Source organism: Litoreibacter sp. (assembly GCF_058136045.1).
Map to the genome: position 1 here is coordinate 374019 of NZ_JBYVDD010000008.1, position 22342 is coordinate 396360.

Annotated in this window: 20 protein-coding genes; 10 read left to right on the forward strand and 10 right to left on the reverse strand. The window is 57.2% G+C overall.

From position 1 onward, the window contains the following. Positions 1-21 precede the first annotated feature (21 nt). Positions 22-879 (forward strand): glutathione-dependent disulfide-bond oxidoreductase, encoded by an 858-nt coding sequence (yghU, locus tag AC3Y7R_RS13975; RefSeq protein WP_490042662.1) that lies wholly within the window; start codon positions 22-24, stop codon positions 877-879. Positions 880-1068: 189 nt separating this feature from the next. After that, positions 1069-2340 (forward strand): DUF3422 family protein, encoded by a 1272-nt coding sequence (locus AC3Y7R_RS13980; protein WP_490042663.1) that lies wholly within the window; start codon positions 1069-1071, stop codon positions 2338-2340. Positions 2341-2418: 78 nt separating this feature from the next. Here AC3Y7R_RS13980 and AC3Y7R_RS13985 read toward each other — a convergent pair whose 3' ends face one another. The 3 genes from AC3Y7R_RS13985 to AC3Y7R_RS13995 all read right to left on the reverse strand — a co-directional run bounded on the left by AC3Y7R_RS13985 (position 2419) and on the right by AC3Y7R_RS13995 (position 6148). Continuing rightward, entirely contained in the window at positions 2419-3324 is a 906-nt protein-coding gene (locus AC3Y7R_RS13985) for an ABC transporter permease (RefSeq protein ID WP_490042664.1), read from the reverse strand. Next, entirely contained in the window at positions 3317-4342 is a 1026-nt protein-coding gene (locus AC3Y7R_RS13990; protein WP_490042665.1) for an ABC transporter permease, read from the reverse strand. The genes AC3Y7R_RS13985 and AC3Y7R_RS13990 overlap by 8 nt, the downstream gene beginning before the upstream one ends. Before the next feature lie 93 nt (positions 4343-4435). Next, the gene (locus AC3Y7R_RS13995) at positions 4436-6148 is read right to left on the reverse strand and encodes a peptide ABC transporter substrate-binding protein (protein ID WP_490042666.1); all 1713 of its coding nucleotides are present in this window, start codon (positions 6146-6148) and stop codon (positions 4436-4438) included. Between the two features lie 320 nt (positions 6149-6468). Here AC3Y7R_RS13995 and AC3Y7R_RS14000 point away from each other — a divergent pair, with 320 nt between their 5' ends. From AC3Y7R_RS14000 to AC3Y7R_RS14010, 3 genes are read left to right on the forward strand one after another with little or no spacing between them, the layout of a single operon-like run. After that, entirely contained in the window at positions 6469-8283 is a 1815-nt protein-coding gene (locus AC3Y7R_RS14000) for an ABC transporter ATP-binding protein (RefSeq protein WP_490042667.1), read from the forward strand. Further along, positions 8280-9431 (forward strand): acetylornithine deacetylase, encoded by a 1152-nt coding sequence (gene argE, locus AC3Y7R_RS14005; protein WP_490042668.1) that lies wholly within the window; start codon positions 8280-8282, stop codon positions 9429-9431. Before AC3Y7R_RS14000 ends, argE begins: the two co-directional genes overlap by 4 nt. A gap of 54 nt (positions 9432-9485) precedes the next feature. Beyond that, a complete protein-coding gene (locus tag AC3Y7R_RS14010) occupies positions 9486-10649 on the forward strand; it encodes a M20 aminoacylase family protein (RefSeq protein ID WP_490042669.1) in 1164 nt (387 codons plus the stop codon). Positions 10650-10768: 119 nt separating this feature from the next. Here the strand turns inward: AC3Y7R_RS14010 and AC3Y7R_RS14015 are convergent, their stop codons facing one another. From AC3Y7R_RS14015 to moaA, 4 genes are all read right to left on the reverse strand, one after another. Then, entirely contained in the window at positions 10769-11164 is a 396-nt protein-coding gene (locus AC3Y7R_RS14015; RefSeq protein WP_490042670.1) for a hypothetical protein, read from the reverse strand. A gap of 378 nt (positions 11165-11542) precedes the next feature. After that, positions 11543-12304: a sulfite exporter TauE/SafE family protein gene (locus tag AC3Y7R_RS14020; RefSeq protein WP_490042671.1), complete on the reverse strand. Its 762-nt coding sequence runs from the start codon at positions 12302-12304 to the stop codon at positions 11543-11545. Between the two features lie 69 nt (positions 12305-12373). Then, entirely contained in the window at positions 12374-12802 is a 429-nt protein-coding gene (locus AC3Y7R_RS14025) for a hypothetical protein (RefSeq protein WP_490042672.1), read from the reverse strand. Further along, a complete protein-coding gene (gene moaA / locus AC3Y7R_RS14030; protein WP_490042819.1) occupies positions 12795-13799 on the reverse strand; it encodes a GTP 3',8-cyclase MoaA in 1005 nt (334 codons plus the stop codon). Before moaA ends, AC3Y7R_RS14025 begins: the two co-directional genes overlap by 8 nt. 85 nt (positions 13800-13884) lie before the next feature. Here moaA and AC3Y7R_RS14035 point away from each other — a divergent pair, with 85 nt between their 5' ends. Next, positions 13885-14391, forward strand: a complete 507-nt coding sequence (locus tag AC3Y7R_RS14035; protein WP_490042673.1) for a putative periplasmic lipoprotein — start codon at positions 13885-13887, stop codon at positions 14389-14391. On the opposite strand, the gene AC3Y7R_RS14040 is transcribed toward AC3Y7R_RS14035, so the two are convergent. From AC3Y7R_RS14040 to glmU, 3 genes are read right to left on the reverse strand one after another with little or no spacing between them, the layout of a single operon-like run. Continuing rightward, on the reverse strand, positions 14388-15089 hold the full coding sequence (locus tag AC3Y7R_RS14040; protein ID WP_490042674.1) for a DNA alkylation repair protein: 702 nt from the start codon (positions 15087-15089) through the stop codon (positions 14388-14390). The genes AC3Y7R_RS14035 and AC3Y7R_RS14040 overlap by 4 nt on opposite strands. Next, the gene (gene glmS, locus AC3Y7R_RS14045) at positions 15086-16909 is read right to left on the reverse strand and encodes a glutamine--fructose-6-phosphate transaminase (isomerizing) (protein ID WP_490042675.1); all 1824 of its coding nucleotides are present in this window, start codon (positions 16907-16909) and stop codon (positions 15086-15088) included. Before glmS ends, AC3Y7R_RS14040 begins: the two co-directional genes overlap by 4 nt. Beyond that, positions 16910-18268, reverse strand: a complete 1359-nt coding sequence (glmU, locus tag AC3Y7R_RS14050; protein ID WP_490042676.1) for a bifunctional UDP-N-acetylglucosamine diphosphorylase/glucosamine-1-phosphate N-acetyltransferase GlmU — start codon at positions 18266-18268, stop codon at positions 16910-16912. Between the two features lie 103 nt (positions 18269-18371). On the opposite strand from glmU, the gene AC3Y7R_RS14055 reads away from it, so the two are divergent. The 4 genes from AC3Y7R_RS14055 (at position 18372) to AC3Y7R_RS14070 (ending at position 22262) form a co-directional block, all read left to right on the forward strand. Further along, positions 18372-19037: an HAD-IA family hydrolase gene (locus AC3Y7R_RS14055; RefSeq protein ID WP_490042677.1), complete on the forward strand. Its 666-nt coding sequence runs from the start codon at positions 18372-18374 to the stop codon at positions 19035-19037. Between the two features lie 51 nt (positions 19038-19088). Then, positions 19089-20300 (forward strand): DegT/DnrJ/EryC1/StrS family aminotransferase, encoded by a 1212-nt coding sequence (locus AC3Y7R_RS14060; RefSeq protein ID WP_490042678.1) that lies wholly within the window; start codon positions 19089-19091, stop codon positions 20298-20300. Between the two features lie 42 nt (positions 20301-20342). Further along, positions 20343-20735, forward strand: a complete 393-nt coding sequence (locus tag AC3Y7R_RS14065; RefSeq protein WP_490042679.1) for a hypothetical protein — start codon at positions 20343-20345, stop codon at positions 20733-20735. Between the two features lie 363 nt (positions 20736-21098). Further along, positions 21099-22262, forward strand: a complete 1164-nt coding sequence (locus AC3Y7R_RS14070) for an acyl-CoA dehydrogenase family protein (protein WP_490042680.1) — start codon at positions 21099-21101, stop codon at positions 22260-22262. The last annotated feature ends 80 nt before the right edge of the window (positions 22263-22342 follow it).

The following is a 22342-nucleotide window of genomic DNA, read 5'->3' on the forward strand; positions in this document are numbered from 1 at the left end:
ATATTTTGAGGAGATATCCCGATGAACAAAGAATACACCCCACCTAAAGTATGGACTTGGGATGATAGTAATGGTGGCGAATGGGCCTCGATCAACCGGCCAATCTCTGGGGCGACCCATGATAAAGAACGCCCTGTTGGCAAGCATCCGTTACAACTTTATTCGCTGGCCACGCCAAACGGGCAGAAGGTCACCATCATGCTCGAAGAGCTGTTGGCAAAGGGTCATAAGGGCGCGGAATATGATGCTTGGTTGATCAACATTGGCAAAGGGGACCAATTCGGTTCTGGCTTTGTTGAGGTGAACCCGAACTCCAAGATCCCTGCGATGTTTGACGAGGAAACTGGCACGCGGATATTCGAGAGCGCCTCGATCTTGTTCTACCTCGCAGAAAAGTTTGGTGAATTTTTGCCTAGCGATTTGGCGGCCCGCACCGAATGCATAAACTGGCTGTTTTGGCTGCAAGGCTCTGCGCCCTATCTTGGCGGTGGCTTTGGCCATTTCTACGCTTATGCGCCGTTTAAGATGGAATACCCGATTGATCGGTTTTCGATGGAGGTTAAACGTCAGTTGCACGTCCTTGATACCCATTTGGCGGATAATGAATATTTGGCCGGTGATACATACACAATCGCTGATATGGCGACGTGGCCTTGGTATGGGCGGTTGGTTGGTGCGGGGGCTTATGATGCGGCTGAATTCCTAAGCGTGCATGAGTATAAGAACGTAATCCGTTGGGAAAAACAGATCGCAGCGCGCCCAGGTGTTCAACGTGGTCAGATGGTGAATAAAACGTCTGGTCCGCTAGAAGGCCAACTGCACGAGCGTCATGATGCGTCAGATTTCGAAACCAAGACACAAGATAAGCTGCAAGGGTAAGTCACGCCTCTTTCGAGGTGGATTTGTGAATGTTTTCAAAGGCTCCGACATATCTGTCGGGGCCTTTTGCGTGTCTAGGGGGCGTTGTATACAGTGGTATTCTGTTAAGTAGCTGATTTATATGAGAATTTTCTTGCAAAGGAGAGGTTTCGCTTTATGCGTAATGCAACTTAACGACTGGTTCATAAAATGCCCCCTTTGCAAGATCACCCGCTGCGCTATGCCTTGGCCAATGAGTTACACGCGCGCCCCTTTCCCTCGCTTGGGGCCCCGAGTGGTGCCGTTTTTCTGGCGTTGAAGCGTAGCCGTAGCGATGATGTGACGGGCGCTCGGGCGCATTTGATTGACCTGTTGGACCGCTTCGGTGCGCCACATCCGCAACCCGGCGCGACGCATTGGTTTGGTAAGTTGGGCAAGTGCAAACTGAAGTGGGAACAGCACGCGGAGTTTGTGACTTATACGATGTTCTCAAAGGGCTTGGAGTTGCGCCCGTTCGACCCGCAGGCTTTCGCGGCGTTTCCCGAGGATTGGCTGGCGGTGGCTCCGGGGGCGCGGATCAGCTCGGCTTTGATCCGGATAGAGGTCGATCCCGGTGCCGAGGCAGTTGCACAGAATTTGGACGACTGGTTCGTGCCAGAGAGCCTGGCCGTCAGCCGTGTGCTGGACGGCGCGGCGACGATTGCGGGGGATTTCCGCATAGATGCCGCGGGCCATATGCGCTTTGCGGTTTTTGCCGATGATACGACCGGCGTGCGACGTGTGGGGCGTATTGTGCAGCGGATTTGCGAGATCGAGACCTATAAATCCATGTCAATGCTGGGCCTGGCAAAGGCGCGCGAAATGGGGGCGGGGGTGGCCAAGTTGGAGCAAACCCTATCTGGTTTGATGTTGGACATGACCAGCGAGGGGATCGGTGCGGAGAAGACGCTGAGCCAGCTTTTGGCGACCTCTGCCGAGTTGGAAAACTTGCTGGTGCAATCCTCGTTTCGGTTCGGGGCGACGCGGGCCTATGAGGCGATTGTGAACCAGCGAATCGAGGTGCTGCGCGAAGACCGCTTTCGCGGGCGCCAGACATTTGCGGAGTTCATGATGCGCCGGTTTGATCCGGCTATGCGGACGGCCAAAGCGTCGGAGCGGCGGCTGCAAAGCATGGCGGAGCGCGCTGCGCGGGCGGGGGATTTGCTGCGCACACGGGTGGATGTGGAGCGCTCGGGGCAGAACCAGAAGCTACTGGAAAGCATGGACAGGCGTGCGGACTTGCAGCTTCGGTTGCAAAAGACGGTGGAGGGGTTGTCGGTGGTGGCGATCAGCTATTATGCGGTCAATCTAGTGCTGTATATGGTGCAGCCCTTGGGCTATGCGACGGGGCTGTCCAAGCTGGCGATGGCGGCGATGGTAACGCCTGCGGTGATACTTGGGGTGTGGTGGACTGTGCGCCGGATCAAAGCCAAAATGGAGTAGATCGGGCCTTGGTTTGAGCAGAAAAAAGGCCCCGATCCATAGGGATACGGGGCCTTTTTCTATGCTGAGGGGCGGGGTCTAGCGGCCGCGAATTTTGGGGTCAAGCGCGTCGCGCAAGCCGTCGCCCATATAGTTCACCGACAGCACTGTCAGCGAAATTGCAAGGCCGGGCCACATCACCCGCTCGGGGTATTGTTGCAGGTAATCGACGCTATCAAACAGCAGCCGCCCCCATGTTGGAAAATCAGGTGGGAAGCCAAGGCCAAGGAAGCTCAACGCGCTCTCCGTGATGATCGCGTTGGCGATGCCCAGCGTGGCCGAGACCAAGATCGGTGACAGCACGTTGGGCAGAATATGACGGGTGATCATGCGCCGGTTTGGGGTGCCAATGGAGCGCGCGGCAAGGATGAATTCGCGCTCTTTGACGGCCAGCACATCGCCGCGCACGATACGCGCGGTTTGCATCCACGAGGTGGCCCCGATGGCGGACACCATCAAGATAAAGATGCCGCCCTCTGGCCCGAAGGCGGCGTTCAGCTTGTCGCGAAACAGCATGATGATGACCAGCAGAAGCGGCAACAAGGGCAGGGCAAGGAACAAGTCGGTGACGCGCATCAGCATCCCGTCGAGGCGCTTGAAGTAGCCCGCCACAACGCCGACCAATGTGCCAAGCCCAAGCGCCAAGCCCATGGCCGTTAGCCCCACCGCAAGCGACACACGGCCACCTGCCATCATGCGCGCAAAGGTGTCGCGGCCAAGCTGATCGGTGCCCATCGGGTGCGCGAAGGTCGGGCCTTGATTGCGGGCGCGGATATCAATGTAAGTAGCCTCAATGCCCCAAATCCATGGGCCAACCAGTACTGTGAGCAGCACCAGAATGAAGAAAATGGCCCCGACCAATGCGCCCTTATGGGTTTTGAATTGGTCCCATATATCCCACCACTGGCTGCGGGGGGCGGTGGTTATCTGCGCGGTATCAGTCATAGCGAATCCTCGGATCCAGAATGCCGTAGAGAACGTCAGCAATCAGGTTAAACAGCACGATTAATATGGCGAAGATAAAGGTCAGGGTTTGCACCGTTGGCACATCGCCGCCTTGGATGGCGATGATCAGCAATTGGCCAAGCCCGTTCACCTTGAACACCTGCTCGGTGATGATGGCCCCGCCAAAGATCGAGGGGATGCCAAGGGCAATCACCGTGACCACCGGGATCATTGAGTTGCGCAGCACATGGACCAGAACCACGGTCTGCTCTTTCAGGCCCTTGGCGCGGGCGGTGCGCACATAATCTTGGTTCAGGTTGTCGAGCATGGAGGCCCGTGTGAAGCGCGATATTTGCGCGGTAATTTGCAGTGCCAGCACCATAACGGGCATGATCATTTGTCGGAATTGGTACTTGAAACTGGCCCAGTCCGTGACCTCGTGGGTGGTGTCATAGATCGAGGGCAGCCAGAAGAAACTATCAGACGGGATCATCACCGAGAACAGCACAATCACCAGCACGCCCGAGAAAAATGGCGGCACCGAGAAGCCGACCATCGAAACCAACGTGCCGATTTGGTCAAACACCGAGTATTGCTTATAGGCCGAGATAATGCCGATGGGCAGCGCGATCAGCGTGCCAACCAGATAGGCGGTGCCGACCACCATCAGGGTTTGCGGCATGCGCTGCATGATCAAATCCATCACCGGCGAGCGGGTTTGGTAGGAGATCAGACGGGTCTCGCCGGCGGTGCCAAGATCCCAGCCAAAAGCGCCCTCGAGATAGATACGCGGCTCCAACCAGAAGAACTGTTTCAGCCAAAGGACATATTGCACCATCAGGGGTTTGTTGACGCCAAGCGCCTCGCGGATTTGTTCGCGTACTTCTGAGGGGATGGTTAGGGGCAGATTGCCCGTGGGATCAGACGGGCTGAGCTTCACGATCATAAAGATCACAAAAGAAATGAACAGAAGCGTCGGGATAGTCATAAGTAGCCGACGGATCGTAAAGGTGAGCATAAGGGGACGCCTCGGTTCAGGTCTTTTGGAAAAGGTAAGGCGGGGAAATCCCCCGCCTTACCGGATTTAAATGTGCCTTAGATATCGCGGGACTTAGTTAACGCGATACCAGTCAGCCACATTCCACAGCTCGCTATCCCACACATTCAAGACAACGCCACCAAGGGAGTTGGCATGTGCCGACAGGCGACCACGGTGCACCAGCGGGATCATACCGCCGTTTTGCACGATGATATCATTGAGCTTTCTACCGATCTCGGCGCGGGCCTCAATACCTGCTGTTGTTGTCAGCTGTGTGTGCAGTGCATCAAACTCTTCATTACAGAAGCGCGAGATGTTCTCACCCTGCCACTGCGATGCTGGGCTTGGAGCTTTGTCGCACAACCCGTTGGCCAAGTAGGACTGCGGGTCGGTGCCGTTGAAGGTGTTGGCGTACATTTCCACGTCCGCATAGAACTTCTGGAACGTGTCCGGGGACGCCGCATCGCCACCAAAGAACACTGACGCGTCGATGTTGCGCAGCTCTGCACCGATGCCGATTTCCGACCACCACTGTTTGATCAGGGCTTGGAAGTCCTGGCGCACAGCGTTGGTGGAGGATTGATACAGAACGCTCAGCTCTACACCGTCTTTGTCACGGGTGCCGTCGCCGTTGCTGTCTGTCCAGCCAGCGGCTTCCAACATGGCGTTCGCGCCTGCAATGTCTTGCTTGTCGCAGGTCATCGAGGTCGAGTTGAACGCGTCAGGAGCCGGGATCCAGTTGCAGGTTACTTTGCCTGCTTTGCCGTAGCCAATTTCCACCAGCAATGGGCGGTCGATGGCCATGGACATGGCTTTGTAAACCGCAGGATCACCCAAGAACGGGTGCGGGCGGATGACTGCGCGCTCTTCTGGCCCAAGATCGGCGGACGGGTTGGTTTGGTTGAGCATGATGCGCTCGACCAGCGGGCCAAAGCCTGCAACCGTCTTGCCTTTGCCGCCTTTTTCCATGTTGGCGATGACGTCTGGTGCCAATTGCAGGTTCCATGCGTAGTCAAATTCGCCGGTTTCCATCACTGCGCGGCCAGCAGCCGTTGCGTCGCCGCCGCCTTTGAAGGTCACGGTGGCGAAGGCTGGTTTGCCCTCTTCGCGGAAGTTCTCGTTGGCTTCCATAGTGATCACGTCATTGGGTTTGAACTCAACAACTTTGAACGGGCCGGTGCCGACTGGGTTGAAGTTCTGCTCGGAGCAGCTAGCCGCCGCAGCGCCAACACAATCCTTGAATTGAGCAGCTTGCAGGATCGGGCTTTCGCCACCCACGAACGGGCCATAAGGGAACGGGGTTGGCTTGTCGAAGGTGACTTTGACGGTCAACGCATCAACGGCTTCAACCGAAGTGACGCCTTCAAATTTTGTCACCTGAGCACAACCGCCATCGGGGTTCATACAGTAATCAGCGGTGAATTTCACGTCGGCAGAGGTGAAATCGGTGCCGTCGGACCATTTGATACCTGATTTGATTTTCCATGTGATGGAGGTCAAGTCAGCGGAAACGCCGCCATTATCCGTGGTGGGAATTTCTTCAACCAACCAAGGGACCAATGCGCCGGTCTCGTCGTAGCGGGCCAGCGGCTCGACAATCATCGAGGACGCTTCAACGTCCTTGGTGCCGCCGGATAGGAACGGGTTCAAAATGGATGGCGCTTGCCAATAGATGATCGAGACGTTGCCTGCACGGCCTCGCTCGCCAGAGTGGCCGTCGGCCATCGCCATTGGCACAAATGCCACGGCAACCGCAGCCCCCAGAAGGGTTGTTTTCAAAGTCATTGGATTACTCCTTGTTGGAATTGGGCTTGTTCCTTTGGCATCGCGAAATGAATCGCAAAGCGTTTTGGTACATATTTGTGTTTGGTCTTGCGCACCAAACCCCCCAGTTTGTTATTGGTTTTCTTGGCTCGCAAAAGCGGCCTGCCTGATCATCCCCTCATTTTCGGGTGAATTGCAAGCGTTGCAAAACGCAAAATGCAAAATTTATGGATGTTCAAACACGTAATTCAGGTGTGGCTCAATTCTTTGGCGCACAGTATTTGACACTGCCCCTGTGATGGCTCTAGCGTCCAGACTAGTGCGCCAGATTTGGGGAAGCCATGCTCGATTCACCGACAATTGCCAGCTTTGAGAACCTACGGGTTGAGTTCCAAACCAAGGACGGCCCGGTCGTGGGCGTCAAGGATGTCAGCTTTGATATCAAGGCCGGGGAGACGGTATGTGTTGTTGGGGAATCTGGCTCTGGCAAGTCAGTCTCGTCACTGTCTTTGATGCGGCTGGTGGAGTTTGGGGGCGGTAAAATTACCGGCGGCAAGTTGCTGTTTGATGCCGATGGAAGTGCGCCATTTGATGTGGTGCAGGCGGACCAGAAAACCATGCGCACGATTCGCGGCAACCAGATCGGGATGATCTTTCAAGAGCCGATGACCGCGCTTAATCCTGTTTTTACTATTGAAAAACAACTTACTGAGGGGCTTCGTGTTCACAAGGGCATGACCAAAGGTCAAGCGCGGGCGCGAGCGCTGGAATTGCTGCACCAAGTTCGAATTCCAGAGCCAGAGCAGCGCTTGGCGCAATATCCGCATGAATTATCAGGCGGGATGCGCCAGCGCATTGTCATCGCCATGGCCTTGGCCTGCGAGCCAAAGCTTCTTATCGCGGACGAGCCAACAACGGCACTGGATGTGACCATTCAGGCTGAAATTTTGGCGCTGATTGACCGTTTGAAACGTGAAACTGGCGCGGCGGTGATGTTCATCACCCATGATATGTCGGTGGTGGCGCAGATCGCGGACCGGGTTGTGGTAATGTTTCGCGGCGAGAAGGTCGAGGATGGCCCAGTCGAGCAAATTTTCAACAACCCGCAGCATGATTATACCAAATCTTTGCTGGCCGCCGTACCCCGTCTGGGCGAGATGCGCGGCAAGGATGCGCCAGAGCCAATGCGGCTTCTGGGCGACAAGGGGCGGAAGGAAAAGCCGACCAAAACCCCCGATGAGCGGGTCATTCTGGATGTGCAAAACCTGACCACACGGTTCCCGGTTCGGGGCGGGCTTTTGCGCCGTATCGTGGCTAATGTTCACGCGGTTGAGGATGTGTCGTTCTCGATCAAGCATGGGCAGACGCTTAGCCTTGTGGGCGAATCCGGTTGCGGGAAATCCTCCGTCGGGCGCTCTATTTTACGGCTGATTGACCCGCTGTCAGGTGATGTTATTCTTGACGGGAAAAGCGTGCTAAGCATGCCTGACGAAGAGTTGCGCCAAGCGCGTCGCGAGATGCAAATGGTGTTCCAAGACCCGTTCGCCTCGCTCAACCCGCAGATGCAACTGATGGATCAGGTGGCCGAGCCGCTGCGCAATTTCAAAGTCGGCACTAGCGCCGATATTATCAAGCGCGTCAGTGAATTATTCGATCGCGTGCAACTGCCGCAAAGCTTCCTGCGTCGCTACCCGCACGAGCTGTCCGGCGGCCAGCGGCAACGCATCGCCATTGCACGCGCGCTGGCGTTGAACCCGAAGGTAATTCTCGCCGATGAGGCCGTCTCGGCGCTGGATGTGTCGGTGCAGGCACAAGTGTTGAACCTGTTTATGGAATTGCAGGCCGATCTGGGGATTTCGCTTTTGTTCATCAGCCACGACATGGCGGTGGTGGAGCGTGTTAGCCACCATGTGGGCGTGATGTATCTGGGGCGGATCGTTGAATTGGGCACCCGTCGCCAGATTTTCGAGAACCCGAAACATAGCTACACTCAGACGCTTTTGTCAGCAGTTCCAATTGCCGACCCGACGCAGCGTAAAGTAGAATCGGACCTGAACTTTAAGCCAATCCCGTCGCCGATTTTTCCATTAGGTCACGAGCCGGGACCCTCACTATATGACGAGGTGGAGCCGGGCCATATGGTGCTACGATCATGAATGCACGCGATATTCTCGACAAGCTGGTATCGTTCCCAACAGTCAGCTCGGTCAGCAATCTGGAGCTAATATCGTGGGTCGAAGACTATCTTGAAAGCCATGGTGTTACTGCCACACGCGTCTATAATGACGATGGCACCAAGGCGTCGCTCTTTGCCAATATTGGGCCGGATGTGGCGGGCGGCGTTGTGTTGTCGGGCCACACGGATGTGGTGCCAGTCGAAGGGCAGGCCTGGGACACAGACCCGTTCACGGTGGTGGAAAAATCCGGCAAACTCTATGGGCGCGGCACTTGCGATATGAAGGGCTTCAACGCGTTGGCGCTGTCGGCGGTGCCGCTGGCACTGGCGCGCGGCATCAAGCGCCCGTTGCAAATTGCACTCAGCTATGACGAGGAAGTCGGCTGCCTCGGCGCGCCGCCAATGATTGCGAAAATGCGCGAGCATCTGCCCGCCGCCAGCGCGGTGATCGTGGGCGAGCCGTCAATGATGAAGGCCGTATCTGGCCATAAGGGTGGCTACGGCTGGTGGCTCCATATGCACGGCTTCGAGGTACACTCCTCACTAATGCACACGGGCGTCAACGCCATCATGGAAGGTGCTAAATTAATCAACTGGGTCAATGAATTGAACGTTGATATTCGTGCGCGCACACCATCGGCAATAGCTGCGCAATTTGAGCCCCCCTTTACCACCGCCCATACCGGTAAAATATGGGGCGGTACGGCCCATAATATCACTGCCAAGGATTGCGAATTCGGTATCGATTTCCGTCTCGTGCCCGGCGATGACATCACGAGCTACCGCGACGCGCTATTCGACAAGATCGCGCAGGTCGAGGCACAGATGCAGGCCATCGTCCCCGAGACCCGCATCGAGGTTACGCAACGCTTTCATGTGCCGCCGCTCCAGCCTGAAAACGACGGCGAAGCAGAACGCCTCGTGCGCCAGATCACTGGCGATAACGCCAGCCATGTGGTTAGTTACGGCACCGAGGCCGGTCAGTTTCAAGAGCAAGACTACTCCGCCATTATCTGTGGCCCCGGCGACATTGCACAAGCCCACCAACCTAATGAATTTCTTGAAGTTTCGCAGCTTGAAGCGGGCGAAGAATTTATGGCCAAACTGGTTGATCATCTCGCGACTTAACGGCTTCTTTTTGCCAAAAATACTCATATCCCGACATCCCCGAAAGGACTCCCCATGCCTGTGAAGAACCGTTTCTCCGAGATGCTGCCCGAGATCACCGAATGGCGCCGCGATATGCATGAGCACCCCGAGATTTTGTTCGAGACGCACCGCACCTCGGCGCTGGTGGCCGAGAAATTACGCGCCTTTGGGTGCGATGAGGTGACTGAGGGTATCGGGCGCACGGGCGTTGTCGGGGTAATCAAGGGTAAGTCGAATAAATCAGGTAAAACCATAGGGTTGCGCGCCGATATGGATGCTCTGCCGATCCTAGAGGCGACGGGGCTGGACTATGCCTCCAAAACGCCGGGCGCGATGCATGCGTGCGGCCATGACGGGCATACCGCGATGCTGCTTGGCGCGGCTAAATACCTGTCCGAGACGCGTAATTTTGACGGCACGGTTGTGGTGATTTTCCAACCCGCCGAAGAAGGTGGCGGCGGTGGCCGCGAGATGTGCGAAGACGGCATGATGGACCGGTGGTCAGTGGATGAGGTTTACGGCATGCACAACTGGCCGGGCCAGCCTGTGGGCGCGTTCGCGATCCGCCCCGGCGCGTTCTTTGCTGCCACGGATCAGTTCGAGATCACCGTCACTGGTAAGGGCGGTCATGCCGCCAAACCGCAAGAAACCGTGGACACCACGGTGATGGCCTCGCACATGGTTTTAGCGTTGCAAACCTTGGTGTCGCGCAATGCTGATCCGGTACAAAACATCGTCGTCTCGGTCACCAGCTTCGAGACCGAAAGCAAGGCGTTCAACGTAATCCCTGAGACCGTCACGCTGAAAGGTACCGTGCGCACCATGTCGACCGAGATGCGTGATCTGGCGCAAAAGCGTGTCCCCGAAATTATCGCAGGGGTGGCCCAAACCTTTGGCGGTTCTGCGGATGTAAACTACATCAAAGGCTATCCGGTGATGGTGAACCATGAGGCGCAAACCGAGTTTGCAGCTTCCGTCGCGGCCTCCGTATCGGGTGCCTGCGACGAGGCTCCTTTGGTGATGGGCGGCGAGGATTTTGCCTTCATGCTGGAGGAACGCCCCGGCGCTTATATTCTGGTCGGCAACGGCGATACGGCGTCAGTCCACCACCCCGAATACAACTTTAACGATGAGGTAATTCCAGCCGGGTGCAGCTGGTGGGCAGGCATTGTGGAACAACGTTTGGCCGTTTCTTGACGTGGAAGAGCAGTCATTGCTAAATGCCTCTTCAATTTAAGGTTTAGAAAGATTTGTTCATGACTATATTTAAGGTTGGCATAGTAGCCGTTTTCACAGGGGTGTTGGCGATGCAAGCGTCAGCGCAGTCTATTTCCAGCATCCCACAGGATGATGGCTTTTTTCCTGCCAATATGCGGTGGACCGGCGCGACGGCTAAGGGTTATGACGCTAATATAGCGCTTAAGGCTGTGGGCGGAAACGTGGCTCTGTGCGGTGTGGGCATTGTAACTAATATTCAATTGAATTCCGCGATCAATAGCGGATTGCGCGGCGGTCGCGTTAAGGTCAACGGAAAAACTATCCTTAAGGACTTTAGCTTTTTCGCCAAGGCCCCAAACATTAAATCGCTTGATAAGGTGAAGGCGAATTGTAAATTGACCAGCGTAACAGCCATTCGCAAAAGCGATAAAGTAAGTATCCGCTACGGAAAAGCTACGTTCCGAAACTAAAAACCAGCAGGGGCGCTCGCCCATTCGTTAAGGCATTATAAAGTTGGGCTGGCGCCACGCTCGATATACCTGCAAGCCATTAATTAAACCTAGCACTATGTTGAATATTAAAATGGGCATTAGCTGCAATGCGAAGCCATAAGCTATGAAAAAGACGTTTGATGCTAAAAGGGCGGCGCGAAACCATCGCGCATCATTGGTTGAGGCTGAAAGCAGCACGAAGCCGTAAGCAAGAAAACCGAGACTGTCCATGAAACCAAACCTTTAACAAAATGCAGGGCACATAAATAAACTGTGCATAGATTTTGGATAAGGCATGGGGCGAGGCGTGGATATAGGGGCGGGGCGCTACTCACAGGGCCTCCACGCTTTATTCACGTTGTGTGAAACCCGTGAGTTTTATCAACCACCAATGAAGCTACGGTAGAAGAATACGGCGCTCATCACAAAGCCGACCGTCGCCACAATCGCACGCACAACTGACATAGGCAGGGCCTTGGAGATCGGTGCGCCAGCGTAGCCGCCAGCCGTTGAGGCGACCATCATCATCAGCCCGACTTTCCACTCTAGGATGCCCGCAGCGGCGAAAATCGCGACTGATATAATCGACAGGATGAAACTGGTGCCGGTCTTAAGTCCGTTCATCTGGTGGATATTGCTCATCCCCCATAGCGCGAATAAAGCCAGCAGAATGATCCCCAAACCGCCGTTGAAATAGCCGCCATAGATACTGACCGCGAACATGCCGACGGCCCCGAACGGGGTGACACCTTTGGAGCGTTTCTCGGCCCATGCGCGCACTTGTTTACCAAAGACAAAGACCAGCGTGGCGATCAACAGCAAGAACGGGACCAGCGCGGAAAACGCTTTGTCCGAGGACACCAATAACAGCAGCGAGCCGATGATGGCCCCGGCAAATGCAATGCCCGCGAGACGCATTAATTGGCTGCGGTCGAACTCTGCCAGCTCTTTGCGGTAGCCCAATGCGCCGCCCAGATACCCCGGCAGCACCGCAAGGGTAGAAGTCGCATTGGCGGCCACGGGCGGGATGCCAACGAAGACCAGCGCGGGGAAAACCAAAAACGTCCCACCACCTGCAATCGTATTCAAAATACCCGCACCAAAGGCGGCGGAAAGGAGCAGCAGAATTTCAAAAAGGGTCATGATCATCCGGTTGGTTAGGGCGTATTAAAGACCATATTTGACACAAGCCGCAAGCACAGACCAGCGGGCTTATGTTTTGCGTATGCCCCATGTAAATGCGCTCAAGCTTAAAATGGTGACTAGGGGAGTTAACCACGCCGACCACATCAATTCTGTGAAGGGCTCAAACCATAGCCATGTTGCGCCGAAATCGCTCCGGTAGCCATGGGCGGTTTGCACAAATCCCCAAAGGCACAGGCCCAGCCACATGACTCCGAGCACTGGTATCCGTGCTTTGCTGGCTTTGAACAGGAGGGCCAGTGCGGCCAAGAGCAAGGCGGCAAGGGCCGAGAGCAGGAGGGTTTGTGCGATTATGCCCGCTAGGCTGGTGGGGTAGATGCCATAGCCCAACTGCCGCTCTCCAGTTAGGAAGCCGTGAATGTAGCCAAACGTGATGATCTCGTGCAAAAGCCACGCGAGCGCGAGGCTGGCCGCGCCTGCAATTGCGGCTCTAGCCACCGGTATGGCTCATGTGGCGTGACATTTGACCGCCGAGTTCCTGACGGGAGTAGTCAAAGTCATGGCCCTTGGGTTTCATGCCAATGGCGGCGCGAATGGCCGCATCAAGTGGCGCGTCGGTCTCAGACGAGCGCAATGGGGCGCGCAAATCTGACTGGCCCTCCTGGCCAAGGCAGGTGAAAATTTCGCCGGTACAGGTGATACGCACACGGTTACAGCTTTCGCAGAAGTTGTGCGACAGTGGCGTGATCAGCCCGACCCGCTGGCCGGTTTCCTCTAGCCGCATATAGCGCGCTGGCCCGCCGGTGTTGTCTGGCAAGTCGGTCAGGGTGAATTCCTCGGCCAATGTGGCGTGCAGATCGTCCAGCGACCAGAATTGCCCGATACGGTTCTCGTTGCCAATGTCACCCATCGGCATGACCTCGATAAAGGTCAAATCCATGCCCAGATCAGCGCACCACGCGGTAATGTCGAACAGCTCGTCCTCGTTGAAGCCTTTCAGGGCGACGGCGTTGATCTTGACCTTAAGCCCGGCTTTCAACGCGGCCTCGACGCCGCGCAGGACTTGGGGCAGGCGGCCCCAGCGGGTGATCTCGGCAAATTTCGCCTCGTTCAGCGTATCAAGCGAGACATTCACCCGACGCACGCCAGCGGCATAGAGCGTGTCGGCGTATTTCCCCAATTGCGAGCCATTGGTGGTCAGCGTCAGCTCTTTTAGCGCGCCGGTCTCCAAGTGGCGGGACATGCCCTCGAAAAAGCCCATGATGCCGCGCCGCACCAAAGGCTCACCGCCCGTGATGCGCAATTTCTGGACGCCCATCCGAATGAAGGCGCTGCACATGCGGTCCAACTCCTCGATCGTTAGCAGCTCTTTCTTGGGCAGGAATTGCATGTTCTCGGACATGCAATAGACGCAGCGAAAGTCGCAACGATCGGTGACGGAGAGGCGCAGGTAGGTAATGGCGCGCTGAAACGGGTCTATGAGTGGGGCTGTCATGGGGGGATCGTAGTGCGCGCGGCGGGCCGCCACAACCCTGCTAAGGTCGTTGATGATCGGGGCGCGACGCGGTATTGTCTCGGCCATGAAGCGTTATTTGATCTGTTGTGCCCTTGCCCTGTCGCTCACTGCCTGTAGCGGGCAGTTTAAAAACCCGTTTGAAGGGCTGCGCAAGAAGCCTGCGCCGCAGGAAACTGTGGTGGAGACTCCGCAAGTGGTGACACCTGTGGAGGAGGACAAACCTGCGATTGTTGAGGTCGGAGGCGGCGGTCAAACGGCCGATGCACTGGACAAAACCACCAAGGCCGAAAAAGAGGCGGCGACTGCTGCGCCAGCCGCCAGCAGCGCCACATTGGGGACAACCGTGGCCAGTCTGGGAGATCCGACAGAGCAGGGGTTTTGGTTGCGCACGCCTTTGGTTGACGCCGTGACCGATGGCTCTGTCGAGACGGAAGGCGGCGCGGTGGTGCAGGTCAAACTGATCCCGATTGATGGGCCAGCCTCTGCCGGCAGCCGCATATCGCTGGCTGCGATGCGGGCGCTGGATTTGGGGCTGACCGATTTGGCGACATTGATCGTGTCGAAGGGCTAGTCCGCGCGCTTGATCATCTGGGCCGCTTCGCGCCGCGCAGAGCGGGTCATGCGCTCGCCGTGCTCCTCTAGAAACGCCTGTACCCGTTGCACATCATGGCGTGACAAATCACGTAGCCACCAAGCGACGGCACGTTGCAGGATTGGGTTGTGGTCCTCGGCATAAAGCGCGGCCCAGCCCAGCACCCGGTCGCGGATCACATCATCGGTCAGCTTGGCGTGGTTTCGCTTGGTCCAAGGTTGCGTGAAGCCAAGGGCCGCGCGGCGGGTCCATATGTGCTCGGAGGCAGTCCAGCCGTCGAGTTGGTCGATCCGCGTGGTGTCCCAAACGACCCGTTTCTGGCCCGCCGCAGCCACATGGTCGGCGATGGCCACGCAGTCAAGATCAGGCAGCCACGAGACCAGCAAATCCCATGCGGGGGTGTCATCGGGGCGCAAGCGGGCTTGGGTTAACAGCTTGGCGGCGGTGACGCGCGCTTCAAAAATGTTGCTATCCCAAAGTCCGCGCGCCAGCTCTAGCCGCGCGTCTAGGTCATCGCCACGCCAGTCCTTGGCCAAGCCATCAAGCACCGGATTGGCGATGCCCAGATAGGGGCGCTCCACGCCGTGATGTTGGGCCAATTGTGCGGCCTTATCGGGGTCGCCGATTTGTGCAAGGTGGGCGAGGGCGGTTTCAGAATTCATCGGCTTATTACTCATTCTACTGTCACGGATTTGGCTAAATTGCGGGGCTGATCCACGTCGGTGCCTTTTGCGATGGCGGTGTGATAGGCCAAAAGCTGTGCCGGAACTGCGTAAAGGATCGGGGCTAGAAATGGGTCAATGCTGGGCATGATGATGGTTTCCCAAACGCCGTCTCCGGCTTGTTTTGCGCCCTGTGCGTCGGTGATCAAAACCACCTTGCCGCTGCGTGCCATGACCTCTTGCATGTTGGAGACTGTCTTGTCGAACAGCTCGTCCGTGGGGGCCATGACCACCACGGGAACCTCTTTGTCGACCAGCGCAATGGGGCCGTGTTTAAGTTCGCCTGATGCATAACCTTCGGCATGTATATAGCTGATTTCTTTAAGTTTTAAGGCGCCTTCAAGGGCCAGAGGATGCATCGGTCCACGCCCCAGAAACAGCACGTCTTGGGCAGAAGATATTTTGCGAGCAACCCGCTTGATCGTTTTTTCCAGCGCCAGAGATTGGTTCAAAATGCCGGGCAGCAGGTTGAGGTTACTCATGTGTTCGGCCAGTGCGGCATCATCAAGGTGGCCGCGCTGATGGCCTGCTTGCAGTGCCAGTGCGGCCAGCGCCAAAAGCTGGCAGGTGAATGCTTTGGTCGAGGCCACACCGACTTCGACGCCTGCCATGATTGGCAAGGCCAGATCGCTTTCGCGCGCGATGGAGCTTTCAGGCACATTCACCACGGCTAGGATTTTCGCGGCGCGGTCTTTGGCATAGCGCAGGGCGGCCAGCGTGTCGGCAGTCTCGCCGGATTGGGAGACAAACAGCGCGTAGGATTTGTCGGAAATGACCGGCTTGCGGTAGCGGTACTCGGAGGCGATATCGACTTCGACAGGTAGGCCTGCGACCTGCTCGAACCAGTATTTTGCCACTTGGCAGGCAAGGAAGGCGGTGCCGCAGGCGACCATGGTGATGCGGTCGCAGGCGGTGAAGTCAATCGTGCCGCTGGGCAGCTCAATCGCGGTGCCTGCCGCGTTGCTATAGGCGTGCAGGGCGTCGGCCAGAACCACGGGTTGCTCGGCGATTTCCTTGGCCATGAAGTGTTTGTGGCCGGCTTTCTCGATGCGGGCCTCATCTAGGGCCAGCGTCTTGATCGGGCGGTTGGAGAGGTTGCCTTCCGCGTCGTAAATCTCGAGGCTGTTGCGGGTCAGAACCGCGCGGTCACCTTCTTCCAGATAGGTGACGCGGTTGGTCATCGGAGCCAGAGCAATCGCGTCTGATCCGACGTACATCTCGCCATCGCCATGCCCTACAGCCAGCGGCGAGCCCTTGCGCGCGGCGATCATCAAGTCATCCTCGCCGTCAAACAAAAAGCACAGGGCGAAAGCGCCTTCCAGCAGGTCAATTGTCTGTTTGGCGGCGTCGCGCGCGCTGTGACCTTGCTCAAGGCAGCGGCGCGCCAGCATGACAATGGTTTCGGTGTCGGTCTCGGTTTTGGTGGTATAGCCATCTGTCTCAAGATTGGCACGTAACTCTTTGAAATTCTCGATAATTCCGTTGTGGACGACGGCAACAGGGCCGGATTGATGTGGGTGGGCATTGGCTATGGTGGGCGCGCCGTGGGTTGCCCAACGGGTGTGGCCGATGCCGGATTTCCCGGCCAGCGGTTCATGCACCAGCAGGTCTGACAGGTTCACCAGTTTGCCAACCGCGCGGCGGCGGTCCAGCGTGCCCTCGTTTACCGTGGCAATTCCGGCGCTGTCATAGCCGCGATATTCCAGCCGCTTGAGGGCTTCCACCATGATGGGGGCGACTTCATGTGTCCCTAAAACTCCAACAATTCCGCACATTTACGCGTCCTTCTTCATTTTCTTGGCACGCAGCATAGCCATCAGCTTGCGCGCAAATCCTGTCTTGTTTGTCTGGCGTACCCGCGACAGGGCCAAATCGCCATCGGGCACGTCTTCTGTGACCACGGTGCCAGAACCGGTCATCGCATCAGTTCCAATTTCGACGGGGGCAATCAGCAGCGTGTTGGAGCCGATGAAAGCCCCCGCGCCAATCGTTGTGCGATGTTTGAACACCCCGTCATAGTTGCAGGTGATGGTGCCCGCGCCGATATTTGCATGCTCGCCGACATGGGCGTCACCGATATAAGAGAGGTGGCTGACTTTTGCACCCTCGGCCAGCGTCGCGTTTTTGATCTCGACGAAATTGCCAACTTTCGCGCCTTCCTCCAGTTCCGCGCCGGGGCGCAGGCGCGCAAAGGGGCCAACCGTGGCGCGTTGGGCAACATGGCAGCCCTCGAGGTGGCTGAACGCCTTGATCTCGGCACCGCTTTCTACCGTGACATCAGGTCCGAAGACCACGTTTGGCCCGATTATCGCGTCGCGGCCCAGCACTGTGTCATAGGCGAAGTAGGTGGTTTCGGGTTGCGCCAGCGAGACGCCATTTTCCAACGCCTCGGCCCGCATCCGCGTCTGAAAGGCGCATTCGGCGGCGGCAAGTTCTGCGCGGGTGTTGATGCCCAGCGTTTCCGCCTCGGGGCAGGTGACGGCAACCGTGGCAAGGTCGCGCGCGCGCGCGAGGCCCACGATGTCGGTGAGGTAGTACTCGCCGCTGGCATTGTCATTGCCGACTTGTGCGATCAGCTCGAACAAGGTTGGCGCGGCGCACATCATCACGCCGGAGTTGCACAGGGTCACGGCCAGTTCGGAGGCGGTGGCGTCTTTGGCCTCGACGATCCGCTCCAGCGCGCCGTCTTGGGTGATGAGGCGCCCATAGCGGCCGGGGTCAGCGGCTTCAAAACCCAGTACCACCAGATCGCTGCCCTCGCGCCGCGCTTGCGCCATATGTTCCAGGGTCTCGGCCGAGATGAACGGCGTGTCGCCATAAAGCACAACCGCGTCGCCCTCAAAACCTGCCAGCGCGGCGCGAGCCTGATCGACGGCATGGGCGGTGCCGTTTTGCTCGGTTTGGCGCGCGAAGATAAGCGTATCGTCATGCTTGGCCAGAACCGCTTCGACCTGATTTGAGCCATGGCCAGTGATAACGACCACATGCTCAGGCTCTAAGGTTACACCAGCGCGCAAGGCATGGATCGCCAAAGGGGCCGCGCCAATTTGGTGCAGCACTTTTGGGATGTCAGAGTTCATGCGGCTGCCTTGGCCTGCGGCCAAAAGGATCAGTGCGGTAGAGCGAGTGGTCATGCTTGGGGTCTTTCCTTCTTGTTGGTCCCGTTCTATCGGTATCCGCCTGAGGTGCAAGTGCGCCCACGTCACAACAGGTTTCGCCACGTTACAAGAGGGTATCATGCGTACAGTAATTTTTGATCTCGACGGCACTTTGGCCGATACCAGCGGCGATTTATTGGCGGCGGCAAATGTGTGCTTTCGCGCTTTGGGGCATGGCGATGTTTTGACTACCGAGACCGATGCAAGCACGGCAGTGCGCGGTGTGCGGGCGATGTTGACGTTGGGCTTCGAGCGGTTGGGGGTGGACTATACTGACGCCGATATTGATGCGCAGTATCCAGTGTTTCTCCAAGTTTACGGGGCTGACATTGCCGTCCATACAACGCTGTACCCCGGCGCGCGGGAGGTCGTGGCGCGGTTGCGTGATGCGGGCTATAAGCTTGGCATCTGTACCAATAAACCCGCGGGGCTGGCCGAACAGTTAATGACGGCGCTAGAGTTTCGCGACGCGTTTGACAGCTTGGTCGGTGCGGATACTTTGCCAGTGCGCAAGCCCGATCCGGCACCTTATATCGAGGCGGTCAAACGGGCTGGCGGCACGCTTGAGCGCTCGGTTTTGATCGGGGACACGCAGACAGACCGTGATACTTCAGCGAATGCAGGCACACCGTCAATTTTGGTGACTTTCGGCCCGAGTGGCTTTGACGTGGTTTCGCTGGCTCCTGAGGCCTTGGTCGATCATTTTGACGACCTTGATGCTATCGTTGCGCGTCTGATCTCTTGACGCCCTGAGGGCACCCACTCAAAGTGCGCCAAGCAATATTCGGAGCGCGTAATGTTTGAGATCTTTGACGGTAGTTTCACCCAACAAGAACCGATCCCTGATGAGGGCATCGCGGCTGCCATGGCGGTGCTGCAACATGGCCGTTTGCACCGCTATAATGTGAATGAGGGCGAGGTTAGTGAAACCGCGCTTTTGGAGCAGGAATTTGCGGAATTTACCGGTGCGAAATACGCGCTGGCGGTCGCCTCGGGGGGCTATGCGATGGGCTGTGCGTTGCGCGCTGTCGGGGTGAAGGCTGGCGATGTGGTGCTCTCAAACGGGTTTACGCTGGCCCCGGTGCCGGGCGCGATTGCCTCTGTTGGCGCTGAGGTTTTATTCGTGGAAACGACGGATACCCTGACGATTGATCTTGATGATTTGGAGGGCCAAATCGAGGCCTCGGCGGCGCGGTTTTTGCTGCTGTCGCATATGCGCGGGCATTTGTGTGACATGAACCGCTTGATGGCGATTTGCGACGGGGCAGGGGTCATTGTGGTTGAGGATTGTGCGCATACTATGGGGGCCAGTTGGGAGGGTGTGGCCTCGGGGCGCCATGGTGCAGTGGGCTGCTATTCATGCCAGACTTATAAGCATGTCAATTCGGGCGAGGGCGGATTTTTGATCTCGGATGATCCTGAAATCATGGCGCGCGCGATCATTTTGTCCGGCTCCTACATGCTATATGAGCGCCATAAAGCAGCCCCACCTGCCGAGGCGTTTGAGGCGGTAAAGTATGTCACCCCAAACATATCGGGGCGTATGGACAACCTACGGGCCGCAATTTTGCGCCCGCAATTGGCGCGGCTGCCAGCGCAAGTTGCGGCATGGAATGCGCGCTACGCCGCACTGGAAGACGGTCTGCGTAATGCGCCGGGCTTGCAGGTTATCGAGCGTGATCCGCGTGGGGCCTATGTTGGTTCATCCATCCAGTTTCGACTGCCGCAAGTGAGCTCGGCTGAAATCGAGGAGTTTACCGCGCGCTGTGCTGCTCGCGGTGTGGAGCTGAAATGGTTCGGCGCGCCCGAGCCCAAAGCCTTCACCTCGCGCTATGACAGTTGGCGTTACGTTGGCGCGCAGGTTTTGCCGCGCACGGACGAGATTTTGGCGGGGCTTTTGGATATGCGCCTGCCGCTGACCTTTTCCATTGCCGATTGCGAGTTGATTGCACGCATTTTGCAAAGCGAGGCCCGCGCGTTGCAAGGACGGGCGGCCCTGACCCGCTAGGCTTGGAGGGGCGATGGGCTGGGGTGCGCTTGCAAAAGGTTCGTGGATCGGCGTGGGGGTACGTGCTTCCATATGTGCGATTTGGTAGACGCGGTTGTGTTCTTCGACAATGCGTTTCAGGTCGCCGGGGGCATAGGTGTGGGCTTGTGCCAGACCCAGAGCCTCGGCGCAAAGTTTCGAGCAAAACCAGCGGCTGCTGACATGGCGGCGCAGGTTGATGAACTGGCTCATCAGCAGGCCCCAGTAGTCGTAGCCGCGTCCAACATGGCGTGCAGCGCGCTCAAAGGCGTCCTGCGCGGCCCAGGGCACATGCACGAATTCATAGGCCCCTTTGCGGAAGTGCAGATCGCGGATGAAGACGCCGCCATCTTTGCCTTGGGCGGTGATGCATCGGTGCGTTTCCCCGTCTTTGGGGGGGCTGGCACTGACCAATAACTCGCAGTGAGAAAATTCGGAGCGGGTGACCCACTTGACGAGCGTGTCGCTTAGTGGCCGACCTTCTCCCCTGTAGAAGGCTAGGTAAATCATTTTGGTACTCAATCTGTACGGGTTTTAGATTGTGTCGAAAGTGAGGCAGAATCTATGCTCGACGCAAGGTAAATGCTGAAATGACAAGGGCTTAGATGACGTTGAGGTAAGTTTAGGTAAGGTATTCCTTACCTTTTGAGGCTGATTTTGATCTAATTAGGCTGAATATTAATCATTGGTTAATTATGTCTTAAAGAATCCTTGCGGTTGACCGGTTGGATTCTTCCACCTACTATCTGAACAAGCGTTCAATAATCGGGATATACTGCCATGTTTAATGCCTCCATGACTTTCGATCTGGGTGAAGATGTCAACGCGTTGCGCGACATGGTGCACCGTTGGGCGCAGGAGCGCGTCAAGCCGATGGCGGCTGAGATTGACGCGAGCAATGAATTTCCCGCTGAACTGTGGACCGAGATGGGCGAGTTGGGCCTACACGGCATCACCGTCTCTGAGGAAGATGGCGGCGCGGGCATGGGCTATCTGGCGCATGTAATCGCTGTCGAGGAAATCGCGCGGGCCTCGGCCTCGGTCTCGCTATCTTATGGTGCGCATTCCAACCTGTGCATCAACCAGATCAAACTGTGCGGCACGCCAGAACAAAAGGCGCAGTTTCTGCCTAAACTGATCTCGGGCGAGCATGTGGGTGCTTTGGCGATGTCTGAGGTTGGCTCTGGCTCTGATGTGGTGTCGATGTCGCTGAAGGCCGAAAAGCGCAACGATCATTATCGCCTGAGTGGCAACAAATACTGGATTACCAACGGGCCGGATGCCTCGACGCTGGTGGTCTATGCCAAGACGGATGCGGAGGCAGGTAGCCGCGGGATCACCGCATTTTTGATCGACAAAGAGATGAAGGGGTTCTCGACCTCGGCGCATTTCGACAAAATGGGCATGCGCGGCTCCAACACTGCCGAGCTGATTTTCGACGATGTAGAAGTCCCGTTCGAGAACGTGCTGGGCGAAGAGGGGCGCGGCGTGCGCGTTTTGATGTCCGGCCTCGACTATGAGCGGGTGGTTTTGGCAGGCATTGGCACTGGCATTATGGCGGCCTGTCTGGACGAGGTGATGCCCTATATGGCCGAGCGCAAACAGTTCGGCCAACCGATCGGCTCGTTCCAACTGATGCAGGGAAAAATGGCCGATATGTACACCGCGATGAACTCCGCGCGGGCGTATGTCTACGAGGCTGCGCGCGCGTGTGATCGCGGTGCAATTACTCGCCAAGACGCCGCCGCGTGCTGTCTTTATGCCTCCGAGCAAGCGATGGTCCAAGCGCACCAAGCGGTGCAGGCTATGGGCGGTGCTGGCTTCATGGCCGATGCGCCAGTGGGGCGCCTGTTCCGCGACGCCAAACTGATGGAGATCGGGGCTGGCACGTCCGAGATCAGACGCATGCTGATCGGTCGCGAGCTGGTGGGGGCTATGGGGTGAGGGGCTTTTGGCCTTTCATGATGTTGGCTGTTGTCGCTCAACCAAGCTTAGCTTTTGATCGCGACGCTGTTGTAGCTTGC

Excerpts from the sequence above, each read along its gene's own strand:
- yghU (WP_490042662.1), top strand. The coding sequence starts at position 22 with ATGAACAAAGAATACACCCCACCTAAAGTATGGACTTGGGATGATAGT.
- AC3Y7R_RS13980 (WP_490042663.1), top strand. The coding sequence starts at position 1,069 with ATGCCCCCTTTGCAAGATCACCCGCTGCGCTATGCCTTGGCCAATGAG.
- AC3Y7R_RS13985 (WP_490042664.1), bottom strand. The coding sequence starts at position 3,324 with ATGACTGATACCGCGCAGATAACCACCGCCCCCCGCAGCCAGTGGTGG.
- AC3Y7R_RS13990 (WP_490042665.1), bottom strand. The coding sequence starts at position 4,342 with ATGCTCACCTTTACGATCCGTCGGCTACTTATGACTATCCCGACGCTT.
- AC3Y7R_RS13995 (WP_490042666.1), bottom strand. The coding sequence starts at position 6,148 with ATGACTTTGAAAACAACCCTTCTGGGGGCTGCGGTTGCCGTGGCATTT.
- AC3Y7R_RS14000 (WP_490042667.1), top strand. The coding sequence starts at position 6,469 with ATGCTCGATTCACCGACAATTGCCAGCTTTGAGAACCTACGGGTTGAG.
- argE (WP_490042668.1), top strand. The coding sequence starts at position 8,280 with ATGAATGCACGCGATATTCTCGACAAGCTGGTATCGTTCCCAACAGTC.
- AC3Y7R_RS14010 (WP_490042669.1), top strand. The coding sequence starts at position 9,486 with ATGCCTGTGAAGAACCGTTTCTCCGAGATGCTGCCCGAGATCACCGAA.
- AC3Y7R_RS14015 (WP_490042670.1), bottom strand. The coding sequence starts at position 11,164 with ATGGGCGAGCGCCCCTGCTGGTTTTTAGTTTCGGAACGTAGCTTTTCC.
- AC3Y7R_RS14020 (WP_490042671.1), bottom strand. The coding sequence starts at position 12,304 with ATGACCCTTTTTGAAATTCTGCTGCTCCTTTCCGCCGCCTTTGGTGCG.
- moaA (WP_490042819.1), bottom strand. The coding sequence starts at position 13,799 with ATGACAGCCCCACTCATAGACCCGTTTCAGCGCGCCATTACCTACCTG.
- AC3Y7R_RS14035 (WP_490042673.1), top strand. The coding sequence starts at position 13,885 with ATGAAGCGTTATTTGATCTGTTGTGCCCTTGCCCTGTCGCTCACTGCC.
- AC3Y7R_RS14040 (WP_490042674.1), bottom strand. The coding sequence starts at position 15,089 with ATGAGTAATAAGCCGATGAATTCTGAAACCGCCCTCGCCCACCTTGCA.
- glmS (WP_490042675.1), bottom strand. The coding sequence starts at position 16,909 with ATGTGCGGAATTGTTGGAGTTTTAGGGACACATGAAGTCGCCCCCATC.
- glmU (WP_490042676.1), bottom strand. The coding sequence starts at position 18,268 with ATGACCACTCGCTCTACCGCACTGATCCTTTTGGCCGCAGGCCAAGGC.
- AC3Y7R_RS14055 (WP_490042677.1), top strand. The coding sequence starts at position 18,372 with ATGCGTACAGTAATTTTTGATCTCGACGGCACTTTGGCCGATACCAGC.
- AC3Y7R_RS14060 (WP_490042678.1), top strand. The coding sequence starts at position 19,089 with ATGTTTGAGATCTTTGACGGTAGTTTCACCCAACAAGAACCGATCCCT.
- AC3Y7R_RS14070 (WP_490042680.1), top strand. The coding sequence starts at position 21,099 with ATGTTTAATGCCTCCATGACTTTCGATCTGGGTGAAGATGTCAACGCG.